Genomic DNA, 20,022 nt, shown 5'->3' with positions numbered 1-20,022 from the left:
TCCGACGAACGCCCACGGCCTCCCGGGTCAGGGATTGGGGATCCCGTCGAACTGCTTCGGCACGGTGAGCCAGGTCGCCCGGTCGACCGGCCAGAAGATCGTGAAGGCCCGGCCGACCACCTGGTCCTCGGGGATGGTGGCCTCGTTGATGTCCTCGCCGGACTGCTGCCAGTGCTCCAGCGAGTCGCCGGAGGCCTCCCGGTGGTCACCCATCACCCAGAGCCGGCCCTTCGGCACGGTGATGTCGAAGTCCTGGTCCGCCGGCTTGTTGCCGGGGAAGATGAACGGCTCGTCGATCGGCTTGCCGTTGATGACCAACCGCTCCTGGGGGCCGCTGCGGTCGCAGCAGACCACATGGTCGCCCCCGACACCGATCACCCGCTTGATGAAGTCCTCACCCTCCGGGTTGCCGCTCCACTCAGTGGGCGCCTTGAAGACGATCACCTCGCCGCGGTGCGGCGAGCGGAAGTCGTAGACCAGCTTGTTGACCAGCACCCGATCGTCGATCTTGAGGGTGTTCTCCATGGACGGGGACGGGATGAAGAAGGTCTGCAGCACGAAGGCACGCACCAGCACTGCGACCAGGATCGCCACGCCCAGGAGAATGGGCAGCTCCTTCCAGAAGGAGCTAGTCGGCTTTTCGGTCTGCTCGTCGATCACGGGAGGAGCCTACGTCCCCGACCGTGGCGCGGTCGCCCCGAACGCGCGAGAACGGAAGTCGCGGCCGCCACCGGGAGGATCAGCACGACACCACCCACCGGGTCCGAATCGACCGGCACCGGCCCGGCCGGCGCCGCGTTGGGCTGCGGCAGGCTCGCGAAGGTCTCCGGCACGGGCAGGGTCGTCCACCGCTGCTGCGGCCACACGATCATGAAGGCCCGGCCGACCACGTTGTCGATCGGCACCGGGCCCTGGCAGCGGGCGTCCTGGGAGACCAGCCGGTGGTCGCCCATCACGAAGATCTGCCCCGGCGGTACGACCACCTCGGTGAACTGCCGGGAGCGGCACTCCTTCGGGTTCGGGGGCAGCTCGACCGGCGAGTCGTCGGAGACGTACGCCTGCTCGTCCAGCGGCACGCCGTTGACCACGACCCGGCCCTTGTCGCAGCACCACACGTGGTCGCCGGGGAGGCCGATCACCCGCTTGATGAAGTCCTTCTCGCCGGGCCGGCTGACCCCGACCAGGTCACCGAAGGTGCGTGCGACCTTGCCGGCGACGTTGGTCGGCGGCGCCGGCGCCTCCTGGGCGACCCACCTGTCGGTGCCCCGGAAGACCACCACCTCGCCACGGACCGGGTCGCGGACGTCGTAGACGACCTTGTTGACCAGCACCCGGTCGCCGATGAGGAGGGTGTTCTCCATCGACCCGGACGGGATGAAGAAGGCCTGGAGCAGGAAGGTGCGGATCAGCACCGCCAGGCAGAAGGCGACGATCAGCAGCAGCGGCAACTCCTGCCAGAGCGGCATCTGCCGGCGGGTACGCCGGGCCCGCCGGCGCCACGGGTCGACGGTGCCGTCCTCGTCAAGCATCTGCACCATGCCACTCTCCGGTCCGCAGAAACGACACTACCGCCCGGGAGTCCCCTCGGAGACCCCACGGGCGGCAGTGGACCGCTTCGCGCCGTCCGCCTGCGCCCGTATCGACCAGGGTAATGCGATCTGGTCGATACGACATCCGCGCAGTTCAGGCGGCGTGGCGAACGGAAATTCAGCTCGCCGGCTGCTTCTCGCGCAGCTCCTTGATCTTGGCCTTCTTGCCGCGCAGCTCGCGCAGGTAGTAGAGCTTGGCGCGACGCACGTCACCGCGGGTCACGACCTCGATCCGGTCGAGCGCCGGGCTGTTGAGCGGGTAGGTCCGCTCCACGCCCACGCCGAAGCTGACCTTGCGGACCGAGAAGGTCTCGCGCAGGCCGTCACCCTGGCGGCGGATGACGACGCCCTGGAAGATCTGGACCCGGGACCGGTTGCCCTCGACGACCCGCGCGTGCACCTTGACGGTGTCACCGGCACGGAAGTCGGGGAGGTCGACCCGCTTCGACTGGGCGTCAAGGGCGTCCAGGATGTTCATCGCTGCGTCCTCGTGAGGCTCACGGCGCACCGTCAGTCGATGCGCGGATGGGTGATTCTGACCCCCGGGTGGTGGCCGGCCGGAACCGGCCCCGGTCGAGGGCCCTCGCAGCCGCCCACGGCGTGGACGGATGCGGCAACCCCTCTACTTTGCCACATCCCCCGCCGACGGCTGAAATCGACCCCGGTCCAGCGCCGCCCGGTCGCGCTTGTCCAGGCTCTCCGAGGGCAGCGCGGCGATCAGGTCGGGCCGGCGGGCCGCCGTACGCAGCAGCGACTCGTCGCGCCGCCAGCGGGCGATCCTGCCGTGGTCGCCGGAGCGGAGCACCTCCGGCACCTCGTGCCCGCGCCAGCTCGCCGGCTTGGTGTACATCGGCGCCTCCAGCAGCCCGTGGGCGTGCGACTCCTCGTCCAGCGAGCCGGCGTTGCCGAGCACCCCGGGCAGCAGTCGGGTGACCGCCTCCAGGATCACCAGCACCGCCACCTCGCCGCCGAAGAGCACGTAGTCGCCGAGGGAGACCTCGGTCACCCGCGTCCGGGTCGCGGCGTGGTCGAGCACCCGCTGGTCGATGCCCTCGTACCGGCCGCACGCGAAGAGCAGGTGTGATTCGGCGGCCAGCTCGTGGGCCATGGCCTGGGTGAACGGGACGCCGGCGGGCGACGGGACGAGCAGCCGGGGCAGGGTGTGCCCGTCCGGGCTGAGCTCGTCGGGGGCCAGCGCGTCCAGCGCCTCACCCCACGGCTCGGGCCGCATCACCATGCCGGGACCGCCGCCGTAGGGCGTGTCGTCGACGGTGCGGTGCACGTCGTGGGTCCAGGTCCGCAGATCGTGCACGGCCAGCCGCAGCGTGCCGTTGGTCCGGGCCTTGCCGATCAGCGACAGGTCCAGCGGGGCGAAGTACTCGGGGAAGATCGACACGATGTCGACGCGCATCAGGGGCTGCTCCAGTCAGAGGTCGAGCAGCCCGCTGGGCAGCTCCACCACCACGCACCCGCCCGCGACGTCGACGTCGAGCACGATCGCCTTCACGAACGGGATCAGCGCGGTCCGCCCCTCGGGGCGGCGCAGCACCAGCAGGTCCGACGCGGGCGCGTGATCGATCCGGGCCACCTCGCCCAGGTGCTCGCCGGTCGGGGTGACCACGGCGAGGCCGACCAACTGGTGGTCATTCCACTCCTCCGGGTCCTCCGGCGGGGCGACGTCGGCGCTGTCCACGCCGACCAGGGTGTTGCGCAGCGCCTCGGCCACGTCGCGGTCCAGCACGCCCTCGAAGACGACCAGCAGCCGCCCCTGATGCCAGCGGGCCGACTCGATGGTCAGCTTGTCCGGCACACGCCAGGCACCGGGCTCGGACGGGACCGCCCCGGGCTCGGTGTGCAACACCATGCCCGGGGCGAACCGTGCTTCGGGTTCATCGGTCCGCACCTCCACGGTGACCTCACCGCGGACGCCGTGCGGCTTGCCGATCCGGCCGACGATGAGAAGCATCAGTACGAGTCGACGATGTCGACGCGCACCCCGCGCCCACCGATGGAGCCGATCACCTGGCGCAGCGCCTTGGCGGTCCGACCGGACCGCCCGATCACCGTGCCGAGGTCCTCCGGGTGCACGCGGACCTCGAGCCGCTTGCCCCGACGGGAATCGACCAGCCGCACCCGGACGTCGTCCGGGTGGTCGACGATGCCCTTGACCAGGTGCTCCAGGGCGGGACGCAGCGCCATGTCAGGCCTGCTCGCCGGACTCGGCACCGGTCTGCTCCTCGGCCTGCGCCGGGGCCTCGGCGGCCGGGGCCTCGGCCTTGGCGGCCTTCTTGGCCGGCTTGGCCGGGGTCTCCGCCAGGCCGGCGGCGGCCTTCGCCTCGGCCTCGTAGGCCGCCTTGCGGTCGGCCCGCTCCGCGGCGACCTTCAGCGGCGCCGGGGCCGGCAGGCCCTTGAACTTCTGCCAGTCACCGGTCAGCTCCAGCAGACGCTGCACGGCCTCGCTCGGCTGGGCGCCGACGGACAGCCAGTACTGCACCCGCTCCGACTTGACCTCGATCACCGAAGGGTCCTCCTTCGGCTGGTACACACCGACGAACTCGATCGCGCGACCGTCACGCTTGGTGCGCGAGTCGGCGACGACGATGCGGTACTGCGGGTTGCGGATCTTGCCCATCCGCAGGAGCCGGATCTTTACGGCCACAGTTGTTTCGCTCCTGTTGCGATCTCACCGGCCCGGTACGGGCGGTGTGCGGGTGAGCGCCGACCGGCACAGTGGGGTTGGGCCGGAGACTGCTCGGTGGACTGGCGACGCGCCCGGGTTAGAGGGCGCCGGACGCGCGCCGGATACCAGCGACCCATTGTGCCAGATTCGACCCCGATCTCTCACACCGGACCCGGACACGTCACCCGGGCCGCGCACAGGGTGACGGACGACACGCTCAACGGGCGGGCGGACGGTCCCAGCCGGCCGGCAGTTCGTCCGGTACGTCCCAGTTGGCCGGCGGGGTGAAGTCGCGCCAGGTGCCGTCGAAGGGGAACTCCCCGGCCTCGGCGATCCGGATCACCCGCTCCCCCTCGACGCGGACCGCCTCCTCGTCGGGCACCCAGTAGTGGTCCGGGAAGGCGAGGCGCTCGGCGAACTCCCCCTCGTCCTTCCACTCCCAGCTGAGGTCCGGGTGGACCACCACGTCGAGGTCCTGGTCCGTCATGTCGACCCCGGCCACCGCGCCGTCGTCCCAGCGGACGCCGGGCTCCTCCAGGTTGACGTACCAGTTCTTGAACCGGCCCCGGTCGTCGCGGAACCACCAGACCGAGTGGGCGGCGCCGGTGGGCAGGAACTTCAGCACCGGCGGCCCGTTCCAGCGGCCCCGGAGGAGCCGGTAGGACGAGGTGATCCACTCGGCGAACGGCATGGCCCGCATGCCCAGCCCCGCCTCGGTCACCTCGTTCGCCACCGGCGCGCCCCGGGCGATCCAGAGCAGCAGCCCCCGGTCGTCGTCGTGCACCACGCGGGCCGACCGGACCCAACCGATCCGGCCGTGCCGCACGTTGCGGTGCATGATCAGCCGACCCGGCGCGAACCGGTCGACGGAACCGCCCGGGCGCACCTCAGTAGGCGCGGGCGAGGATGGCGACGAGGTCTGGCTCGTCCTCGGAGTCGGGCACCGAGCCGTCGGCCCGGAGCAGGCACCGGACGGTGACGCCCTGGGCGTTCGCCTCCGCCTCGCCCGGCACGCCGACCGCCGACCACGGCACCCGGGCCCAGCCGGTGGCCGTCGCCTCGATCGCCTCGGCCAGGTTCGAGACCTCGGTGGTGCGGGACTCGCGGTGGGCGAGCGCCTGGTCGTGCAGCGCCTGCTGGTCCGCCTCCAGCGCGGCGAGGACCGCGCCGACCACGTCGGCCACCGGGGTCGGGGCCTTGGAGCCGTCCGTACGCCGGACCACGACCGCGTTGCCGGCGGCCAGGTCACGGGGGCCGACCTCGACGCGGACCGGGTAGCCGCGCAGCTCGGCGTCGACCGCACGGCGGCCGAAGGCGGTGTCGGTCCGGTCGTCCAGCGCGACCCGGACCCCGGCGTCGCGCAGCGCGTCGCGCAGCTTGGCCGCCGCCTCGCCGACCCCCTCGCCGTCCTTGACGATCATCACGTACGCCTGGACCGGCGCCAGCTTCGGCGGCACCCGCAGGCCGTTGTCGTCGCCGTGGCACATGATCAGACCGCCGAGCATCCGGGTCGAGGTGCCCCAGGAGGTGGTCCAGGCGTGCTCCCGGCCGCCCTCGGCCGAGGAGAAGCTGATGTCGAACGCCTTGGCGAAGTTCTGGCCCAGCTCGTGGCTGGTGCCCATCTGCAGCGCCTTGCCGTCGCCCATCATGCCTTCGCAGGTATACGTGGCGGTGGCCCCGGCGAAGCGCTCCCGGGCGGTCTTCAGGCCGACCACCACCGGGATGCCGAGCACGTTGACCATCAGGTCCTCGTACGCCTCGTGCAGGATGCGGCGGGCGTAGGCGCGGGCGTCCTCGCGGGTGGCGTGCGCGGTGTGCCCCTCCTGCCAGAGGAACTCGCTGGTACGCAGGAAGATCCGGGGACGCAGCTCCCAGCGGACCACGTTCGCCCACTGGTTGAGCAGCAGCGGCAGGTCCCGGTACGAGTCGATCCACTTGGCCATGAACTCGCCGATCACCGTCTCGCTGGTGGGGCGGACCACCACCGGCTCGGCGAGCTGCTTGCCACCGCCGTGGGTGACCACGGCCAGCTCCGGCGAGAAGCCCTCGACGTGCTCGGCCTCGCGCTTGAGGTAGCTCTCCGGGATGAAGAGCGGGAAGTACGCGTTCTCCGCGCCGGCCGCCTTGATCCGGGCGTCCATCTCGGCCTGCATCCGCTCCCAGATGGCGTAGCCGGCCGGTCGGATGACCATGGTGCCCCGCACCGGGCCGTTGTCGGCCAGCTTCGCCTTGGCGATCAGGTCCTGGTACCAGCGGGGGAAGTCCTCCGCACGGGGAGTGAGCACGCGTGCCATGACCGCACATCCTATGCGCCGTCCACGCCCGCGCTGCGCTCGGGCGGCGACCCGGGCCGTGTCGTACCGGCGACCGTAGACTTCGACCACCATGGGTGAGCTTTCGGCCGAGGGGTCCGGATCCCCGCGCGGCGTGAGACCCGCCGAGCCGGAGTCGTCGAAGCGGCTGCGGGACGCGATCGTGGACGCGGCCCGCGCGCAGACCGTGGCGTCCGGCTGGGACGGCGTACGGATGGGCGGGGTGGCGACCGCGGCCGGGGTCAGCCGGCAGACCGTCTACAACGAGTTCGGCAGCAAGGCCGGCCTGGCCGAGGCGCTCGCCCGGCGCGAGGTGGACCGGTTCGTCGGGGAGGTCCGCGCGGCGCTCGACGCGCACGGCGCCGACGTCCGCGCCGGGGCGTACGCGGCGATCCGGCACACCCTGGCCTCGGCGGCGGACAACCCGCTGATCAAGGCGATCCTGACCAGCGCCCGGGGCGGCTCGGACGAACTGCTGCCCTACCTGACCACCCGGGCCGGGCTGGTGCTGGCCGAGTCCACGGCCGCGCTGCTGGAATGGGCGAACCGGCAGCTGCCCGCGGCCGACCCGGCGGCCCTGGCCTTCGCCGCGGACACCATCGTCCGCCTGGTGGTGAGCCACATCGTGCTCCCCCAGGCCCCCGTCGACGACACCGCCGACCAACTCGCCGACCTCGCCGTACACCTCTTCCACACCGCCGCCACCCCACCCCCCGTCTGACCCACCCGCCCAGGGTCCGCCCTGATTCAGGGAAAGAGTGGCCATCCAGGGCGACGAAGGCACTCTTTCCGTGCATCAGCGGCCTCCGAAGGGCGCGGAGCGCCCGGGGAGGCGGGGGCGCGGGGCGGGGTCAGCGGAGGACGCGGCCGCGGAGGACGATGCGGGACGGGGTGCGGACCACGCGCAGGTCGCGGCGGGGGTCCTCGGGGTAGACGACGAGGTCGGCGAGGCCGCCCTCGACCAGGCCGGGAAAGCCGAGCCACTCCCGGGCCCGCCAGGAGGCTGCGGCGAGCACGTCCTCGGTGGACATGCCGGCCCGCTCGTGCAGCAGCAGCATCTCCTCGGCGGCCAGCCCGTGGTCGATGCCCCCGCCGGCGTCGGTGCCGACGTAGATCGGCACCCCGGCCTCGTACGCCGCCCGGACCACCTCGGGGAAGCGGTCGCGCAGGGTCAGCATGTGGTCGGCGTATCCGGGGAACCTGGCGCGCGCCTGGTCGGCGATGCCGCCGAAGGTCTGGATGTTGATCATCGTGGGCACCAGGGCGGTGCCCTGCCGGGCCATCAGGTCGATCAGGTCGAGGCTGAGACCGGTGCCGTGCTCGACCGAGTCCACCCCGGCGCGCACCATGATCTCCACGCCCGCCTCGCTGAAGGTGTGTACCGCGGCGCGTACCCCGGCGGCGTGCGCGGCCGTGACGGCGGCCGTCATGGTGTCGGCGTCCCAGGACGGCGCCAGGTCGCCCACGCCCCGGTCGATCCAGTCGCCGACCAGCTTGACCCAGCCGTTGCCGGCCGCGGCCTGCGCGGCGACCGTGGCGGCCACCTCGGCCGCGCCGACCTCCACCCCGATGTCGCGCAGGTAGCGCTTGGGCGGGGCGACGTGCCGGCCGGCGCGGGCCAGGCGCGGCAGCTCCGGGTCGTCGTCGAGTTCGGGGTACGGGTACGGCGAGCCGGCGTCGCGGATGGCGAGCACGCCGGCGTCCCGGTCGGTCCGGGCCAGCTCGCGGGCCTGGTCGAGCGAAGTGATCGGGGCCCCGCCCCGGGCGATGCCGAGGTGGCAGTGGGCGTCGGTCAGGCCGGGCAGCACGAAGCCGCCGTCGGCGACGGTCTCCGCGCCGGGCACCGGTTCGAAGGTGACCCGATCGCCGACCAGCCAGATGTCCCGGACCTCGTCGTCCGGCAGGAGCACACCGCGCACATGCAGAGCCATGTGCACAGTCCTACCGGATGGCCGGGGACGCCGCGCGGGCCCCTTACCTGAAACCACACAGAGTGCTCAACCCTTCACCTCAAGAAAGATTGACACATTTATTTATTTAGAAATGTCTTGATGAAAGTAATCGCCGGACGCAGGATTCCGGCAGGCCCGCACGACGGGCAGCTCGCACGTCGCCTCACCGAAGGAGCGTGACAGTGACCCCACGACGATGGCGTACGGCGGTGCTCGGCCTCGCGGTCGGCCTCGCCCTCCCGATCGGCGCCGCCGGACCCGCGACCGCCGGCGCCGAACCCGACCCGGCGGCGGCCCGGGCCGCCGCGGTCGCCGGCAAGGCCGAGCGGAAGGTCCGGGACCGGATCGCCAAGGACGGCAAGAGCACCTTCTGGGTCTTCCTCGACAGCCAGGCCGACCTCAGCGGCGCCAACCGGCTGCACCGCAAGCGGGACAAGGCCGCCTTCGTACTCAAGGCCAAGACCGAGCAGGCCGAGCGGAGCCAGGCCGGGCTGCGCGCGATGCTGCGGGCCGAGCGGGCGGACTTCACCCCGTTCTGGCTCGCCAACACCATCCAGGTCACCGGCGACGCGGCGCTGCTGGCCGACATCGCGGTACGCCCCGAGGTCGAGCAGATCCTCGCCGACGATCCGGTCGACATCCCCGAGCCGCAGCCCGGCACGGAGGTGCCGGCGCTGAACGGGATCGAGTGGAACATCGACCGGATCAACGCCCCGCGGGTCTGGAACGAGCTGGGCGTGCGGGGCGAGGGCATCGTGGTGGCCAACATCGACAGCGGCGTCGACTACACCCACCCCGCGGTCGCGGCCAGCTACCGGGGCCGGCAGCCCGACGGCAGCTATGTCCACGATTACAGCTGGTTCGACCCGGCGGGGATCTGCCCGAGCGCGGCGCCCTGCGACAACAACGACCACGGCACCCACACCATGGGCACCATGGTCGGCCTGGACGGCGCCAACGTCGTCGGCGTCGCCCCGGGCGCGAAGTGGATCGCCGCCAAGGGCTGCGAGACCAGTTCCTGCTCGCGTGCCTCGCTGCTCGCCGCCGGCCAGTGGGTGGTCGCGCCGACCGACCTGACCGGGGCCAACCCCCGGCCCGACCTGGCCCCGGACATCGTGAACAACTCCTGGGGCTCCAACGCGTACGACCCCTGGTACACGGCGACCGTGTCGGCCTGGGTCGCCGCCGGCATCTTCCCGGCGTTCTCCAACGGCAACAACGGGCCCGGGTGCAACACCGCCGGCAGCCCCGGCTCGTACTCGATCAGCTACGCCTCCGGCGCGTTCGACGTCAACAACGCGATCGCCAGCTTCTCGAGCCGGGGCGCGGGCGAGAACGGCGACATCAAGCCGAACATCGCGGCCCCGGGCGTCAACGTCCGGTCCTCCATCCCCGGCGGGTACGACACGTTCAGCGGCACCTCGATGGCCTCCCCGCACACCGCGGCCACCGTCGCGCTGATGTGGTCGGCCTCGCCCGCCATCCAGGGGGACGTCGCGGCCACCCGCACCATCCTCGACGACACCGCGATCGACGTGGCGAACACCAGCTGCGGTGGCACCGCCGACGACAACAACGTCTTCGGCGAGGGCCGGCTCGACGCGTACGCGGCGGTGACGGCCAGCCCGCGCGGGGCGCTCGGCGCGCTCGGCGGCCGGGTGCTCTCGGCCGGCGCGGGGCTGGCCGGGGCGACCGTGGCGGTGACCGGCCCGATGAGCCGCACCGGCGTCACCGGCGCGGACGGCTCGTACGCCTTCGACCGGCTGATGGTCGGCGACTACACGCTCACGGTCAGCAAGTTCGGTTACCTGACCGCCACCGCCCCGGTGACGATCACCGAGAACGAGACCCTGACCCGGGACGTCGAGGTCACCCAGGCGCCGTCCGGCACGCTCAGCGGCACGGTGACCACCTCGGCCGGCCCGGCCGCCGGGGCGACCGTGACGGTGACGGGCACCCCGCTGAGCGCCGTCGCCGACGCGGCCGGCCACTACTCGCTGACCGTGCCGCACGGCTCGTACGAGGTGCGGTTCGCGCACAGCTACCGCTGCGCCGACCCGGTCACCCGGAACACCACGCTGGCCGGTGACGTCACGCTGGACGTCGCGTTGCCGGACCGGGTGGACGGCTTCGGGTATGCCTGCGGGGCGGCCGGCGGCTCCTTCGTCAAGGGCACCGACCTGCTGGCGCTCACCGGCGACGACAAGACCCTCCCGGTCAGCCTGCCGTTCCGGGTGCCGCTGTACGGGAAGTCGTACCGGGAGGCGTGGGTCAGCACCAACGGGGCACTCGGCTTCGGCACCGCCTCCTCGGCGCGGGCCAACACCGCCCTGCCGAACTCCGCCGAGCCGAACCTGGCGCTCTTCCCGCTCTGGGACGACCTGTACGTGGAGGCCGACTCCGGTGTCTGGACGGCGGTCACCGGAGCCAAGCCGAACCGCACGTTCGTGGTCGAGTGGCGCAACGTCTCGTTCTTCGCCAACCGGTCGGCCCGGGTGACGTTCAGCGCGGCGATCGGCGAGGACGGCACGGTCACCTACCGGTACGCCGACGTGGACGGCACCGGGGTGGAGACCGGCGACGCCGCCACCATCGGGCTGGAGAACGCCACCGGCACGGTCGGCTTCGAGTACTCGTACAACGCCTCGGCGGTGGCCAGTGGCACCGCGATCGCGTTCCGGCCCACCCGGAGCGCGACGGTGTCGGGCGTGGTCACCGACGCCAACGACGGGCTGCCGGTGGCCGGGGCCACGGTGACCGCCCGGGCCGGCGACGCGAGCGTCTCCGACGCCACCGACACCGACGGGTCGTACCTGGTCCAGGCCCCGGCCGGCGCGGTGGCACTGACCGTGGCGAAGCCGTACTACGAGACCGGCACGGCCACCCTCGACCTGCCCGCCGGCAGCGTGGCGAGCCGGTCGCTGGCCCTACGGACCGCCCGGATCACCACGGCCGTGGCGGACCTGACGGTGGTCGCCCCGGCGGCGCAGACCCGGGCCCGGCAGCTCGGGCTCACCAACACCGGCACGCTCGGCACCGACGTCACGGTCACCGAGCTGGCGGCGGACGGCTCCCCCGCCGACATCGGCTGGCTCACGCTGACCGGCACCACCGCGACCGTCGCGGCGGGCGCCCGGCACACCGTGGGCGTCACGGTCGACACCACCGGGCTGGCGCCGGGCAGCTGGCACCAGGCGAAGGTGCAGATCGCCTCGGCCAGCGGGCGCCGGCCGGTGCTCACCGTCCCGGTGACCGTGGTGGTACCGAGCTACGTGCTGGCGGTCGACGCCGGCGGCACCCAGGCGCACGCCGACGTCGAGGGCCAGAGCTGGTCACCGGACCGGGCCTGGGCCGCGGGCGGCGCGGGCTGGCTGGGCACCTCCAGCCGGCAGTCCACCACCACCCCGATCACCGGTACGAATGACCCGGCCCGCTTCGCCGACCTGCGCGAGGGCATGTACGAGTACCGGGTCGACGGGCTGGTCGACGGCACGTACACGGTGGAGCTGGACTTCGCCGAGGTGCGCAGGCAGGCCCCGGACAAGCGGGTCTTCGACGTGCTGATCGAGGGGCAGGAGGTGCTGCCCTCGCTGGACGTGGCCGCCGAGGCGGGCAGCTTCGCCGCGGTGAGCCGCTCGTACCCGGTGCGGGTGACCGACGGGCAGCTCAACATCCGGTTCGTCACGCACACCGGGTTCGGCAAGCCGATCCTCAGCGCGGTGCGGGTGACCGACCGGCCGGACGTGGTCTCCTGACCGCCTGAACACGCGACGGGGCCCGGCCGATCCGGCCGGGCCCCGTCCCGTACGCGGTCAGCGGGGGCCCTTGTCCCCGCCCTTGCCGAGCTTGTTGAAGTCGATCTTCGGCAGCTTGAAGCCCGGCGGCAGGCCCTGGCCACCGGCCAGGTCGCCCGGGTCCAGGCCCGGCGGCAGCTGCGGCATGCCGCCCGGGAAGCCGCCCGGCACCCCGGCGCCGGTACGCGGCCGCCCGCCGCCCTTGGTGCCCTTGCGCTTGTTCTTCGGCGACTTGGTCGCCTTGCGCCGGCCACCGCCGGGCAGGCCCATCATGCCGCCCATCTGCTTCATCATCTTCTGCGCGTCGGTGAAGCGGTTGAGCAGCTGGTTGACGTCCATCACGGTGACGCCGGAACCGTTGGCGATGCGGGCCCGCCGGGAGCCGTTGATGATCTTCGGGTTGGTGCGCTCACCCGGGGTCATCGACCGGATGATCGCGGTGACCCGGTCGAAGTGCTTGTCGTCCAGCTCGGCGAGCTGGTCCTTCATCTGCCCCATGCCGGGCATCATGGCCAGCACGTTGGCGATCGGACCCATCCGCCGGACCGCGATGAGCTGGTCGAGGAAGTCCTCCAGGGTGAACTGCTCGCCGCCCATCAGCTTGGCGGTCATCTTCTCCTTCTGATCGGCGTCGAAGGCCGCCTCGGCCTGCTCGATCAGAGTGAGGACGTCGCCCATGCCGAGGATCCGGCTGGCCATCCGGTCGGGGTGGAAGACATCGAAGTCCTCCAGCTTCTCGCCGGTGGAGGCGAAGAGGATCGGCTGCCCGGTGACCTCGCGGACCGACAGCGCGGCACCGCCGCGGGCGTCGCCGTCGAGCTTGGAGAGGACCACGCCGGTGATGCCGACGCCGTCGCGGAACGCCTCGGCGGTGCGGACGGCGTCCTGACCGACCATCGCGTCGATGACGAAGATGACCTCGTCGGGCTGGACCGCGTCGCGGATGTTCGCGGCCTGCTGCATCATCTCGGCGTCGATACCGAGCCGACCGGCGGTGTCGACGATCACGATGTCCCGGGCCGCCCGCTTGGCGTGCTCGATGGAGTCGCGGGCCACCTGAACCGGGTCGCCCACGCCGTTGCCGGGCGCCGGGGCGTACACCTCGACGCCGGCCCGGCCGCCGAGCACCTGGAGCTGCCCGACGGCGTTGGGACGCTGGAGGTCGGCGGCGACCAGCAGCGGCTGGTGCCCCTGGGCCTTGAGCCAGCGGGCCAGCTTGCCGGCGAGGGTGGTCTTACCGGAACCCTGGAGACCGGCCAGCATGATCACGGTGGGCGGGTGCTTGGCGAACTGGAGCCGCCGCCCCTCGCCACCGAGGACGTTGACCAGCTCCTCGTTGACGATCTTGACGATCTGCTGGGCCGGGTTCAGCGCCTGGGAGACCTCGGCGCTCCGGGCCCGCTCCTTGACGTTCGCGATGAAGCCCTTGACCACCGGCAGGGCGACGTCGGCCTCCAGCAGCGCCATCCGGATCTCGCGCGCGGTGGCGTCGATGTCGGCGTCGGTGAGCCGACCCTTGCCACGGAGCTTGGTGAAGATCCCGGAGAGGCGGTCACTCAAGGTGTCAAACACACGAACATCCCGTTTGTCGTTGTCGGCGGGCACGGAGCGGCCGGGCAGGCTGTCCAGCCACCGCTAGGGTAGCCCGCCGCCCGCACCACCGCTCCCGGCCGGCCCCGTGCCCCGCGCCCGTCATGATCCACTCGAGGTGCGGCATGTCGCGGCATCCGAAGCGACGGACCCCCGACGTGCCGCAGCCGGAGCCGATCATGGGAGACCGCGCGGCGGGGCGGGACGGCGCGGCTCAGGCCTCCACCAGCCCCGACTGGTACGCGAAGACGACCAGTTGGGCGCGGTCGCGGGCGCCCAGCTTGACCATGGCCCGGCTGACGTGGGTACGCGCCGTGGCCGGGCTGACCACCAGCCGCTCGGCGATCTCGGCGTTGCTCAGCCCCTCGCCGACCAGCCCGACCACCTCCCGTTCCCGGTCGGTGAGGGTGCCGAGCCGGGGATGCGGCCGGGGTACCCGGGCCGGCCGGGTGGCGAACTCCCGGACCACTCGCCGGGTCACCGACGGCGACAGCAGCGCCTCCCCCTCGGCGACCAGCCGGATCGCCCGGAGCAGCTCGGCCGGGCGGGTGTCCTTGGTCAGGAAGCCGCTGGCGCCGTGCCGGAGCGCGTCGAAGACGTACTCGTCCAGCTCGAAGGTGGTCAGCACGACCACCCGGGTGCCGGCCAGGTCCGGGTCGGCGACGATCCGCCGGGTCGCCTCGATGCCGTCCACGCCGGGCATCCGGACGTCCATCAGCACCACGTCGGGGCGCTCCCGGCGGGCCAGCTCGACGGCGGCGAGCCCGTCGGCCGCCTCCCCCACCACCGCGAGGTCGTCCTCGCTCTCCACCAGGGCACGCAGCCCGATCCGGACCAGGTCCTGGTCGTCCGCGAGCAGCACCCTGATCATGCGAATTCCTCCAGCGGCAGTGTGGCGTACACCCGGAAGCCGCCGCCCGCGACAGGGCCGGCGGTGAACGAGCCGCCCAGCGCGGTGACCCGCTCCCGCATGCCGGCGAGGCCGAAACCGCCGGTCCGGGCGGGCGCGGCGGCGGCCCCGCGACCGGTGTCGGTCACCTCGACGGCGACCTCGGCGGGCGCGTACCGGATCCGGACGGTGGCGGTGGCCGGGCCGGCGTGGCGCAGCACGTTGGTCAGCGCCTCCTGCGCCACCCGGTACGCGGCCAGGTCCACCGCGACCGGGAGGGCGCGCGGCTCCCCGTCCACCTCGACGGTGACCGGGACGCCGGCGCCGGCGAGCCGCTCGCGCAGCTGCGGGAGCTGGGCCAGCCCGGGGACGGGGGCCCGCTCGTCGACCGCCTCGTCGCGGCGTACCACGGTCAGCGTGACCCGCAGCTCGTCCAGCGCCTCCTTGCTGGTGCGGCTGATCGCGGTCAGCGCCGCCTCGGCCTGCTCAGGCTTGCGGGCGAGCAGGTGCAGCGCGATCTCGGCCTGCATGTGGATCGCGGCGAGCCCGTGCCCGACCACGTCGTGCACCTCCCGGGCGACCCGCAGCCGTTCCGCATCGGCCAGCCGGCGCGCCTCGTCCACCCGGCCGCGGGCCGCGTTCTCCCGGACCAGCCGCACGGTGGTGCCGACCGCGAACGGCACCACCACCCAGGCGGCGGCCGGCATCAGACCGATCAGGCCGGGCGGGCGCGTCCCGAGGAAGACGTGCACCAGCAGCGCCACCAGGGCAGCGCCGCCGGCCACCGCCGCGGTCCGCACCGGACGGTGGGCGGCGACCGTGTAGACCGCGACCAGGAAGGAGAGCAGGATCGGCCCGTACGGGTAGCCGAACACCAGGTACACCGTGACCGCCGCGGTGACCACCGCCAGGGTGACCAGCGGCCAGCGCCGGCGGACCGCGAGGGCCAGCGCGGCCACCACGACCAGCGGGTAGGTGGCGCGGCCGGTGGACATGCCGACGTTCACGCTCGCCGGACCGGTGCCGACCAGCCCGATGGCGAGCAACGCCAGGGCGATGCCGGCGTCGAGCGCGGCGCCGCTCCATCCGGTCCGGTCCCGCTCCACGCGTCCCTCCCCCACCCGGCTCAGCCGATGTCCCGCCGTCGCAGCAGCACCGCGCCGACCACCGCGAAGGTGACCAGGTACGCCGCCACGACCACCGCCGCCTGTGCGCCACCGACGGTCGCCGCCACGCCAGGGGTGTCCCCGGGCGCGCCGAGCGCGGCCGCCAGCGAACCCGCGTTCGGGCCGGGCAGCCCCTTCTGCGCCTGCGCCACCCAGTCGAGCAGGGGCGCGGCGATCGCGGCGAGCAGATTCTGCACCGCGAGCATCCACACCAGGCCCAGCCCGACGGGCAGGGCCACCGCGCGCAGGGCGACGGCGAGCACGGCACCGAGCATCGCCCACATCGTCGCGATGAGCCACCCCGCCCCGATGCCGGTGAGCAGATCACCCGGTCCGGGCCAGCGCACCGGCTGGGCCTCGGCGACCGCGATGAGCACGCTGGCCACCGCCCCGACCGCGAAGACCGCGAGCACCACGGCCAGCGCGGCGGCGGTGAGGGCGAGCAGCTTGCCGGCGTACACCTCCAGCCGGGAGGGACCCTGGGTGAGCACGGTCTTCCAGGTGGCCCAGCCGTACTCGCCGCCCACGGTGAGCACCCCGAGGATCAGCACGATCGACCCGAGGAAGACCGGCAGCCCGCCGAGCGAGTTCCCGACCAGGTGGTCGGGCAGGAGCATGGGCAGGGTCCGGTCGGCGTTCGGCCCGTCGGTGCCGCCGGCGATGCTGGCGTACGGGAACAGATAGGTGAAGATCAGCGCGAGGGCCAGCGTGATGGCCAGCAGCAGCCAGCTCGCCGGCCGTCGGACCAGCTTGATCGTCTCGGCGCGGAAGCTACGCGACATCGGCCGTTCCCTTCTCGATGAGGTCGAAGAACACCTGTTCCAGGTCCCGCTCCCGGGGGCGCAGTTCCCGGACGGCGAGCCCGGACGAGACCAGCTCGGCGTTGAGCCAGGCGGCCCGCTCGGGCGCCACGGCGAGCTCCAGCCCGCCGTCGACCACCCGGACCCGGTCCGCGCCGACCAGCGCCCGGGTCCGCGCCGCCGCCTCGTCCAGCGGGTCGGCGAGCACCCGCAGCCCGGCCGCGCCGCGCAGCTCGGCGACGGTCCCCTCGGCGATCAGCCGCCCCCGGGAGATCACCCCGACCCGGTCGCAGATCTGCTCGACCTCGCCGAGCAGGTGGCTGGAGACCAGCACGGTGCACCCGCCCGCGCCGAGCCGGCGGATCAGGGTGCGCATGTCCGCCATGCCGGCCGGGTCGAGGCCGTTGGTCGGCTCGTCCAGGATCAACAGGCGCGGGTCCTTCAGCAGGGCGGCGGCCACCCCGAGCCGCTGCTTCATGCCCAACGAGTAGCCGGCGTACCGGTCGCCGGCCCGGTCGGTGAGGTCCACCAGGTCCAGCACCAGCGCCACCCGGTCGGCGCCGACCCCGGCGTAGCGGGCCAGCACCCGCAGGTTGTCCCGACCGGAGAGGTACGGGTAGCAGGCCGGCCCCTCGATCAACGCGCCGACGCCGGTCAGCCGGCCGGCGCCGGGCGAGCGGCCGAGCAGCCGTACCGTGCCGGCGGTGGGGCGGACGAGCCCGAGCAGCATGCGCAGGGTGGTGGTCTTCCCGGCGCCGTTGGGGCCGAGGAAGCCGTACACCTCCCCGGCCCGGACCGTCAGGTCGAGGTCCTGCACGGCGGTCAGGCCGCCGTACCGTTTGGTGAGCCCTTCGGTCTGCACTGGCAGGTTCATGCCCCGAGGGTCCCGCCGCTGCGCCGCCGGCACGTCGCCCCGGCGGCGGCTCTGCGCCTACGTCAGCGGACGTAGCCGGCTCAGACGGCGGCCAGCACGGCGGACTCGATGCGGTCCCGTTCCGCCTCCGGGGGCCAGCCGCCGACCAGGTAGAAGGCGTCCACCACGTCGCCGCCGAGGGTGGAGATCCGGGCCGCCCGGACCTGCGCGCCGGCCTCGTCGAGCGCGCAGGAGACCCGGTACAGCAGCCCGGCCGCGTCGGCGGCGCGCAGTTCCAGCAGCACCGCGTCGGTGGCCGCCTCCCGGTGCCAGACCACCCGCGGCGCGGCGGCCCCCTGACTGCGGGCGGCGAGCGCCCGGCCGCGCAGCCGCTGGGTGACCGAGACGTCGCCGGCGACCGCGCGGCGCAGGTCGGCGGTGAGCGCGATCGGGTCGGGCGCCAGCCCGTAGCGGGGCTGCACCCGGCACTCGACCAGGGCCCGGCCGTCGACCGTGGAGGCGTCCGCGGAGACAACTTCCAGGCGGTGCAGGGCCAGGCAGCCGGCCACCGTCGCGAGCAGGCCCCGCCGGTCGGCCGCGGCCACCGACACCCGGTCCTCCCCGAGGTGTACGACCGGCAGCGGCCCGGCGACCAGCGCCGGGTCGGGGGCCGGCGGGGCGGGCAGCTCGCCGGTGTCCAGCGCGGTCCGTACCCGGGCCACCAGCTCGGCGACCAGCCGCCCCTTCCAGTCGGACCAGGCGGCCGGCCCGGTGGCGGCGGCGTCGGCCCGGACCAGGGCGTGCAGCAGCTCCAGGGTGAGGGTGTCGCCGACCTGCTCGGCCACCCCGGCGACGGTCTTCGGGTCGGACAGGTCGCGGCGGGTGGCGACGTCGGGCAGCAGCAGGTGCAGCCGGACCAGCGCGCCGATCAGCGCCGCCTCGGCCTCGGGCAGCCCGACCCGGGCGGCCACCGCCTCGGCGAGTGGTGCGCCGACGCTGCTGTGATCCCCTGGCAGGCCCTTCCCGATGTCGTGCAGGAACGCGCCGAGCAGCAGCAGGTCCGGCCGGTCCACCTCGCGGGTGTGCCGGCTGGCCTCGTACGCGGTCTGCACCAGGTGCCGGTCGAGGGTGAACCGGTGCACCGGGTTGTGCTGGGGCAGGCTGCGCAGCCGGGTCCACTCGGGCAGCCAGCCGTCGATCAGCCCGTACCGGTCGCAGGTCTCCCAGGCGGGCACCAGGCCCGGACCGGCGCCGAGGAGGGTGATCAGGGCGGCCCGGGCGGCCGGCGGCCAGGGCGCGGGCAGCGGCGGGCAGTACGCGGCCAGCCACTCGCAGGTGGCCCGGGCGATGGGCAGCCGGGTGGTGGCCGCGGCGGCGGCGACCCGCAGCGACAGGCTCGGGTCGGGCCGGGCCCCGATGGCGGTGCGGGCCAGCACCAGCTCGCCGTCGTGTTCGACGACGTCCCGGGCTACCGGCCGGCGCAGCGGCCGGCCGTCCGCGCCGCGGCGGCGGCCGGAGCGGAGCCGGTCGGCGGCCCGCCAGGCGTCGTCGAGGGCGTGGCTGACCGTCCGGGCGTCCCCGGCGACCCGCCGCAGCAGCGCGTCCCCGTCACCGCCGTCGGCGCCGGCGTCGGACCCACGCAGCCCGAGCAGCGCGGCGACGCCGTCGCGTTCCTGGGCGACCAGCCGGTCGACCCGGCGGCCGACCTGCTGGTGCAGGGCGTCCCGGGTGTCCAGCAACCGCCGGTGGGCGGCGTGCACGGCCGGGCGCAGCGCGTCGGTGACCCCGGCGGTGGCGATGGCCCGCAGGATGCCGACGTCCCGCAGCCCGCCGGCGGCCTCCTTGAGGTCCCCTTCGAGCAGGAACGCCAGCTCGCCGTGGGCTGCCCAGCGGGCGTCGGTGATTTCCCGCAGCTTCGGCAGCTGCCGGACGGCGGTCCGCCGCCAGTGGTCGATGGCGGTGTGGATGAGCTGGTCGGCCAGGGCCGGGTCGCCGGCCACGTGCCGGGCGTCGAGCAGGCCGAGGGCGACCTTGACGTCGTCCTGGGCCACGGAGAGCGCCTCGGCGACGGTGCGTACGGAGTGGTCCAGCCGCAGCCCGGCGTCCCAGATCGGGTACCAGAGCGAGGTGGCCAGTTCGTCGGTGCCGGGCACCCCGGCGTGCAGCAGCACCAGGTCCAGGTCCCCGTACGGCGCGCACTGCCGCCGGCCGAGCCCGCCGACGGCGATCAGGGCGGTGCCCGCCCGGGGCGGGAAGATCGACCGGAGCCAGGTGTCGAGCGCGTCGGCCCGGCGGGCGCGGGCCTCGGCGCCGATCCCGCCGGGAACGCCGACGGCCTCGTTGACCACGAGCGCGTCGTCCCCGGCGGGGCCGGGCGTCGTGGTCAACGAGGTCACG

The 20,022-nt window shown here is 73.6% G+C and carries 18 protein-coding genes; 2 read left to right on the top strand and 16 right to left on the bottom strand.

The genetic code is table 11. The features are described 5' to 3' along the window. Positions 1 to 27: 27 nt before the first annotated feature. From lepB (ACZ6S5_RS06745) to proS, 9 genes are all read right to left on the bottom strand, one after another. Complete coding sequence (gene lepB, locus ACZ6S5_RS06745) at positions 28 to 660, bottom strand: signal peptidase I (protein WP_465998471.1); 633 nt, start codon at positions 658 to 660, stop codon at positions 28 to 30. Then, the gene (gene lepB, locus ACZ6S5_RS06740; protein WP_465998469.1) at positions 657 to 1,538 is read right to left on the bottom strand and encodes a signal peptidase I; all 882 of its coding nucleotides are present in this window, start codon (positions 1,536 to 1,538) and stop codon (positions 657 to 659) included. Before lepB (ACZ6S5_RS06740) ends, lepB (ACZ6S5_RS06745) begins: the two co-directional genes overlap by 4 nt. 169 nt (positions 1,539 to 1,707) lie before the next feature. Next, positions 1,708 to 2,067 (bottom strand): 50S ribosomal protein L19, encoded by a 360-nt coding sequence (gene rplS / locus ACZ6S5_RS06735; RefSeq protein WP_107077631.1) that lies wholly within the window; start codon positions 2,065 to 2,067, stop codon positions 1,708 to 1,710. 144 nt (positions 2,068 to 2,211) lie between these two features. Next, complete coding sequence (gene trmD / locus ACZ6S5_RS06730) at positions 2,212 to 3,000, bottom strand: tRNA (guanosine(37)-N1)-methyltransferase TrmD (RefSeq protein WP_465998467.1); 789 nt, start codon at positions 2,998 to 3,000, stop codon at positions 2,212 to 2,214. Positions 3,001 to 3,015: 15 nt separating this feature from the next. Further along, positions 3,016 to 3,555: a ribosome maturation factor RimM gene (rimM, locus tag ACZ6S5_RS06725; protein ID WP_465998465.1), complete on the bottom strand. Its 540-nt coding sequence runs from the start codon at positions 3,553 to 3,555 to the stop codon at positions 3,016 to 3,018. Continuing rightward, on the bottom strand, positions 3,555 to 3,815 hold the full coding sequence (locus tag ACZ6S5_RS06720; RefSeq protein WP_172836435.1) for an RNA-binding protein: 261 nt from the start codon (positions 3,813 to 3,815) through the stop codon (positions 3,555 to 3,557). Before ACZ6S5_RS06720 ends, rimM begins: the two co-directional genes overlap by 1 nt. After that, positions 3,790 to 4,248 (bottom strand): 30S ribosomal protein S16, encoded by a 459-nt coding sequence (gene rpsP / locus ACZ6S5_RS06715; protein WP_465998463.1) that lies wholly within the window; start codon positions 4,246 to 4,248, stop codon positions 3,790 to 3,792. The genes ACZ6S5_RS06720 and rpsP overlap by 26 nt, the downstream gene beginning before the upstream one ends. A gap of 238 nt (positions 4,249 to 4,486) precedes the next feature. Beyond that, positions 4,487 to 5,107, bottom strand: a complete 621-nt coding sequence (locus tag ACZ6S5_RS06710) for a ribonuclease FAU-1 family protein (protein WP_465998461.1) — start codon at positions 5,105 to 5,107, stop codon at positions 4,487 to 4,489. Between the two features lie 49 nt (positions 5,108 to 5,156). Beyond that, entirely contained in the window at positions 5,157 to 6,563 is a 1,407-nt protein-coding gene (gene proS, locus ACZ6S5_RS06705) for a proline--tRNA ligase (protein WP_465998459.1), read from the bottom strand. A gap of 91 nt (positions 6,564 to 6,654) precedes the next feature. On the opposite strand from proS, the gene ACZ6S5_RS06700 reads away from it, so the two are divergent. Next, positions 6,655 to 7,302 (top strand): TetR/AcrR family transcriptional regulator, encoded by a 648-nt coding sequence (locus tag ACZ6S5_RS06700; RefSeq protein ID WP_465998457.1) that lies wholly within the window; start codon positions 6,655 to 6,657, stop codon positions 7,300 to 7,302. Between the two features lie 130 nt (positions 7,303 to 7,432). Here ACZ6S5_RS06700 and ACZ6S5_RS06695 read toward each other — a convergent pair whose 3' ends face one another. Continuing rightward, complete coding sequence (locus ACZ6S5_RS06695) at positions 7,433 to 8,512, bottom strand: amidohydrolase family protein (RefSeq protein ID WP_465998455.1); 1,080 nt, start codon at positions 8,510 to 8,512, stop codon at positions 7,433 to 7,435. 203 nt (positions 8,513 to 8,715) lie between these two features. Between ACZ6S5_RS06695 and ACZ6S5_RS06690 the strand changes: the two genes are divergently transcribed. Further along, a complete protein-coding gene (locus tag ACZ6S5_RS06690; RefSeq protein WP_465998453.1) occupies positions 8,716 to 12,288 on the top strand; it encodes a S8 family serine peptidase in 3,573 nt (1,190 codons plus the stop codon). 57 nt (positions 12,289 to 12,345) lie between these two features. Here the strand turns inward: ACZ6S5_RS06690 and ffh are convergent, their stop codons facing one another. From ffh to ACZ6S5_RS06660, 6 genes are all read right to left on the bottom strand, one after another. Then, positions 12,346 to 13,899, bottom strand: coding sequence for a signal recognition particle protein (gene ffh / locus ACZ6S5_RS06685; protein ID WP_465998451.1), 1,554 nt, complete (start codon positions 13,897 to 13,899; stop codon positions 12,346 to 12,348). Positions 13,900 to 14,131: 232 nt separating this feature from the next. Next, positions 14,132 to 14,788: a response regulator transcription factor gene (locus ACZ6S5_RS06680; protein WP_465998449.1), complete on the bottom strand. Its 657-nt coding sequence runs from the start codon at positions 14,786 to 14,788 to the stop codon at positions 14,132 to 14,134. Then, positions 14,785 to 15,912 (bottom strand): sensor histidine kinase, encoded by a 1,128-nt coding sequence (locus ACZ6S5_RS06675; RefSeq protein WP_465998447.1) that lies wholly within the window; start codon positions 15,910 to 15,912, stop codon positions 14,785 to 14,787. Before ACZ6S5_RS06675 ends, ACZ6S5_RS06680 begins: the two co-directional genes overlap by 4 nt. Before the next feature lie 20 nt (positions 15,913 to 15,932). Next, entirely contained in the window at positions 15,933 to 16,754 is an 822-nt protein-coding gene (locus ACZ6S5_RS06670) for an ABC transporter permease (protein WP_465998445.1), read from the bottom strand. After that, the gene (locus tag ACZ6S5_RS06665; RefSeq protein WP_465998443.1) at positions 16,744 to 17,646 is read right to left on the bottom strand and encodes an ABC transporter ATP-binding protein; all 903 of its coding nucleotides are present in this window, start codon (positions 17,644 to 17,646) and stop codon (positions 16,744 to 16,746) included. The genes ACZ6S5_RS06670 and ACZ6S5_RS06665 overlap by 11 nt, the downstream gene beginning before the upstream one ends. A gap of 80 nt (positions 17,647 to 17,726) precedes the next feature. Then, the gene (locus ACZ6S5_RS06660) at positions 17,727 to 20,012 is read right to left on the bottom strand and encodes a [protein-PII] uridylyltransferase (protein ID WP_465998441.1); all 2,286 of its coding nucleotides are present in this window, start codon (positions 20,010 to 20,012) and stop codon (positions 17,727 to 17,729) included. Between the last annotated feature and the right edge of the window lie 10 nt (positions 20,013 to 20,022).

The organism is Micromonospora sp. NPDC051924, assembly GCF_055586005.1.
This window is presented reverse-complemented; position numbering and strand designations above follow the sequence as displayed.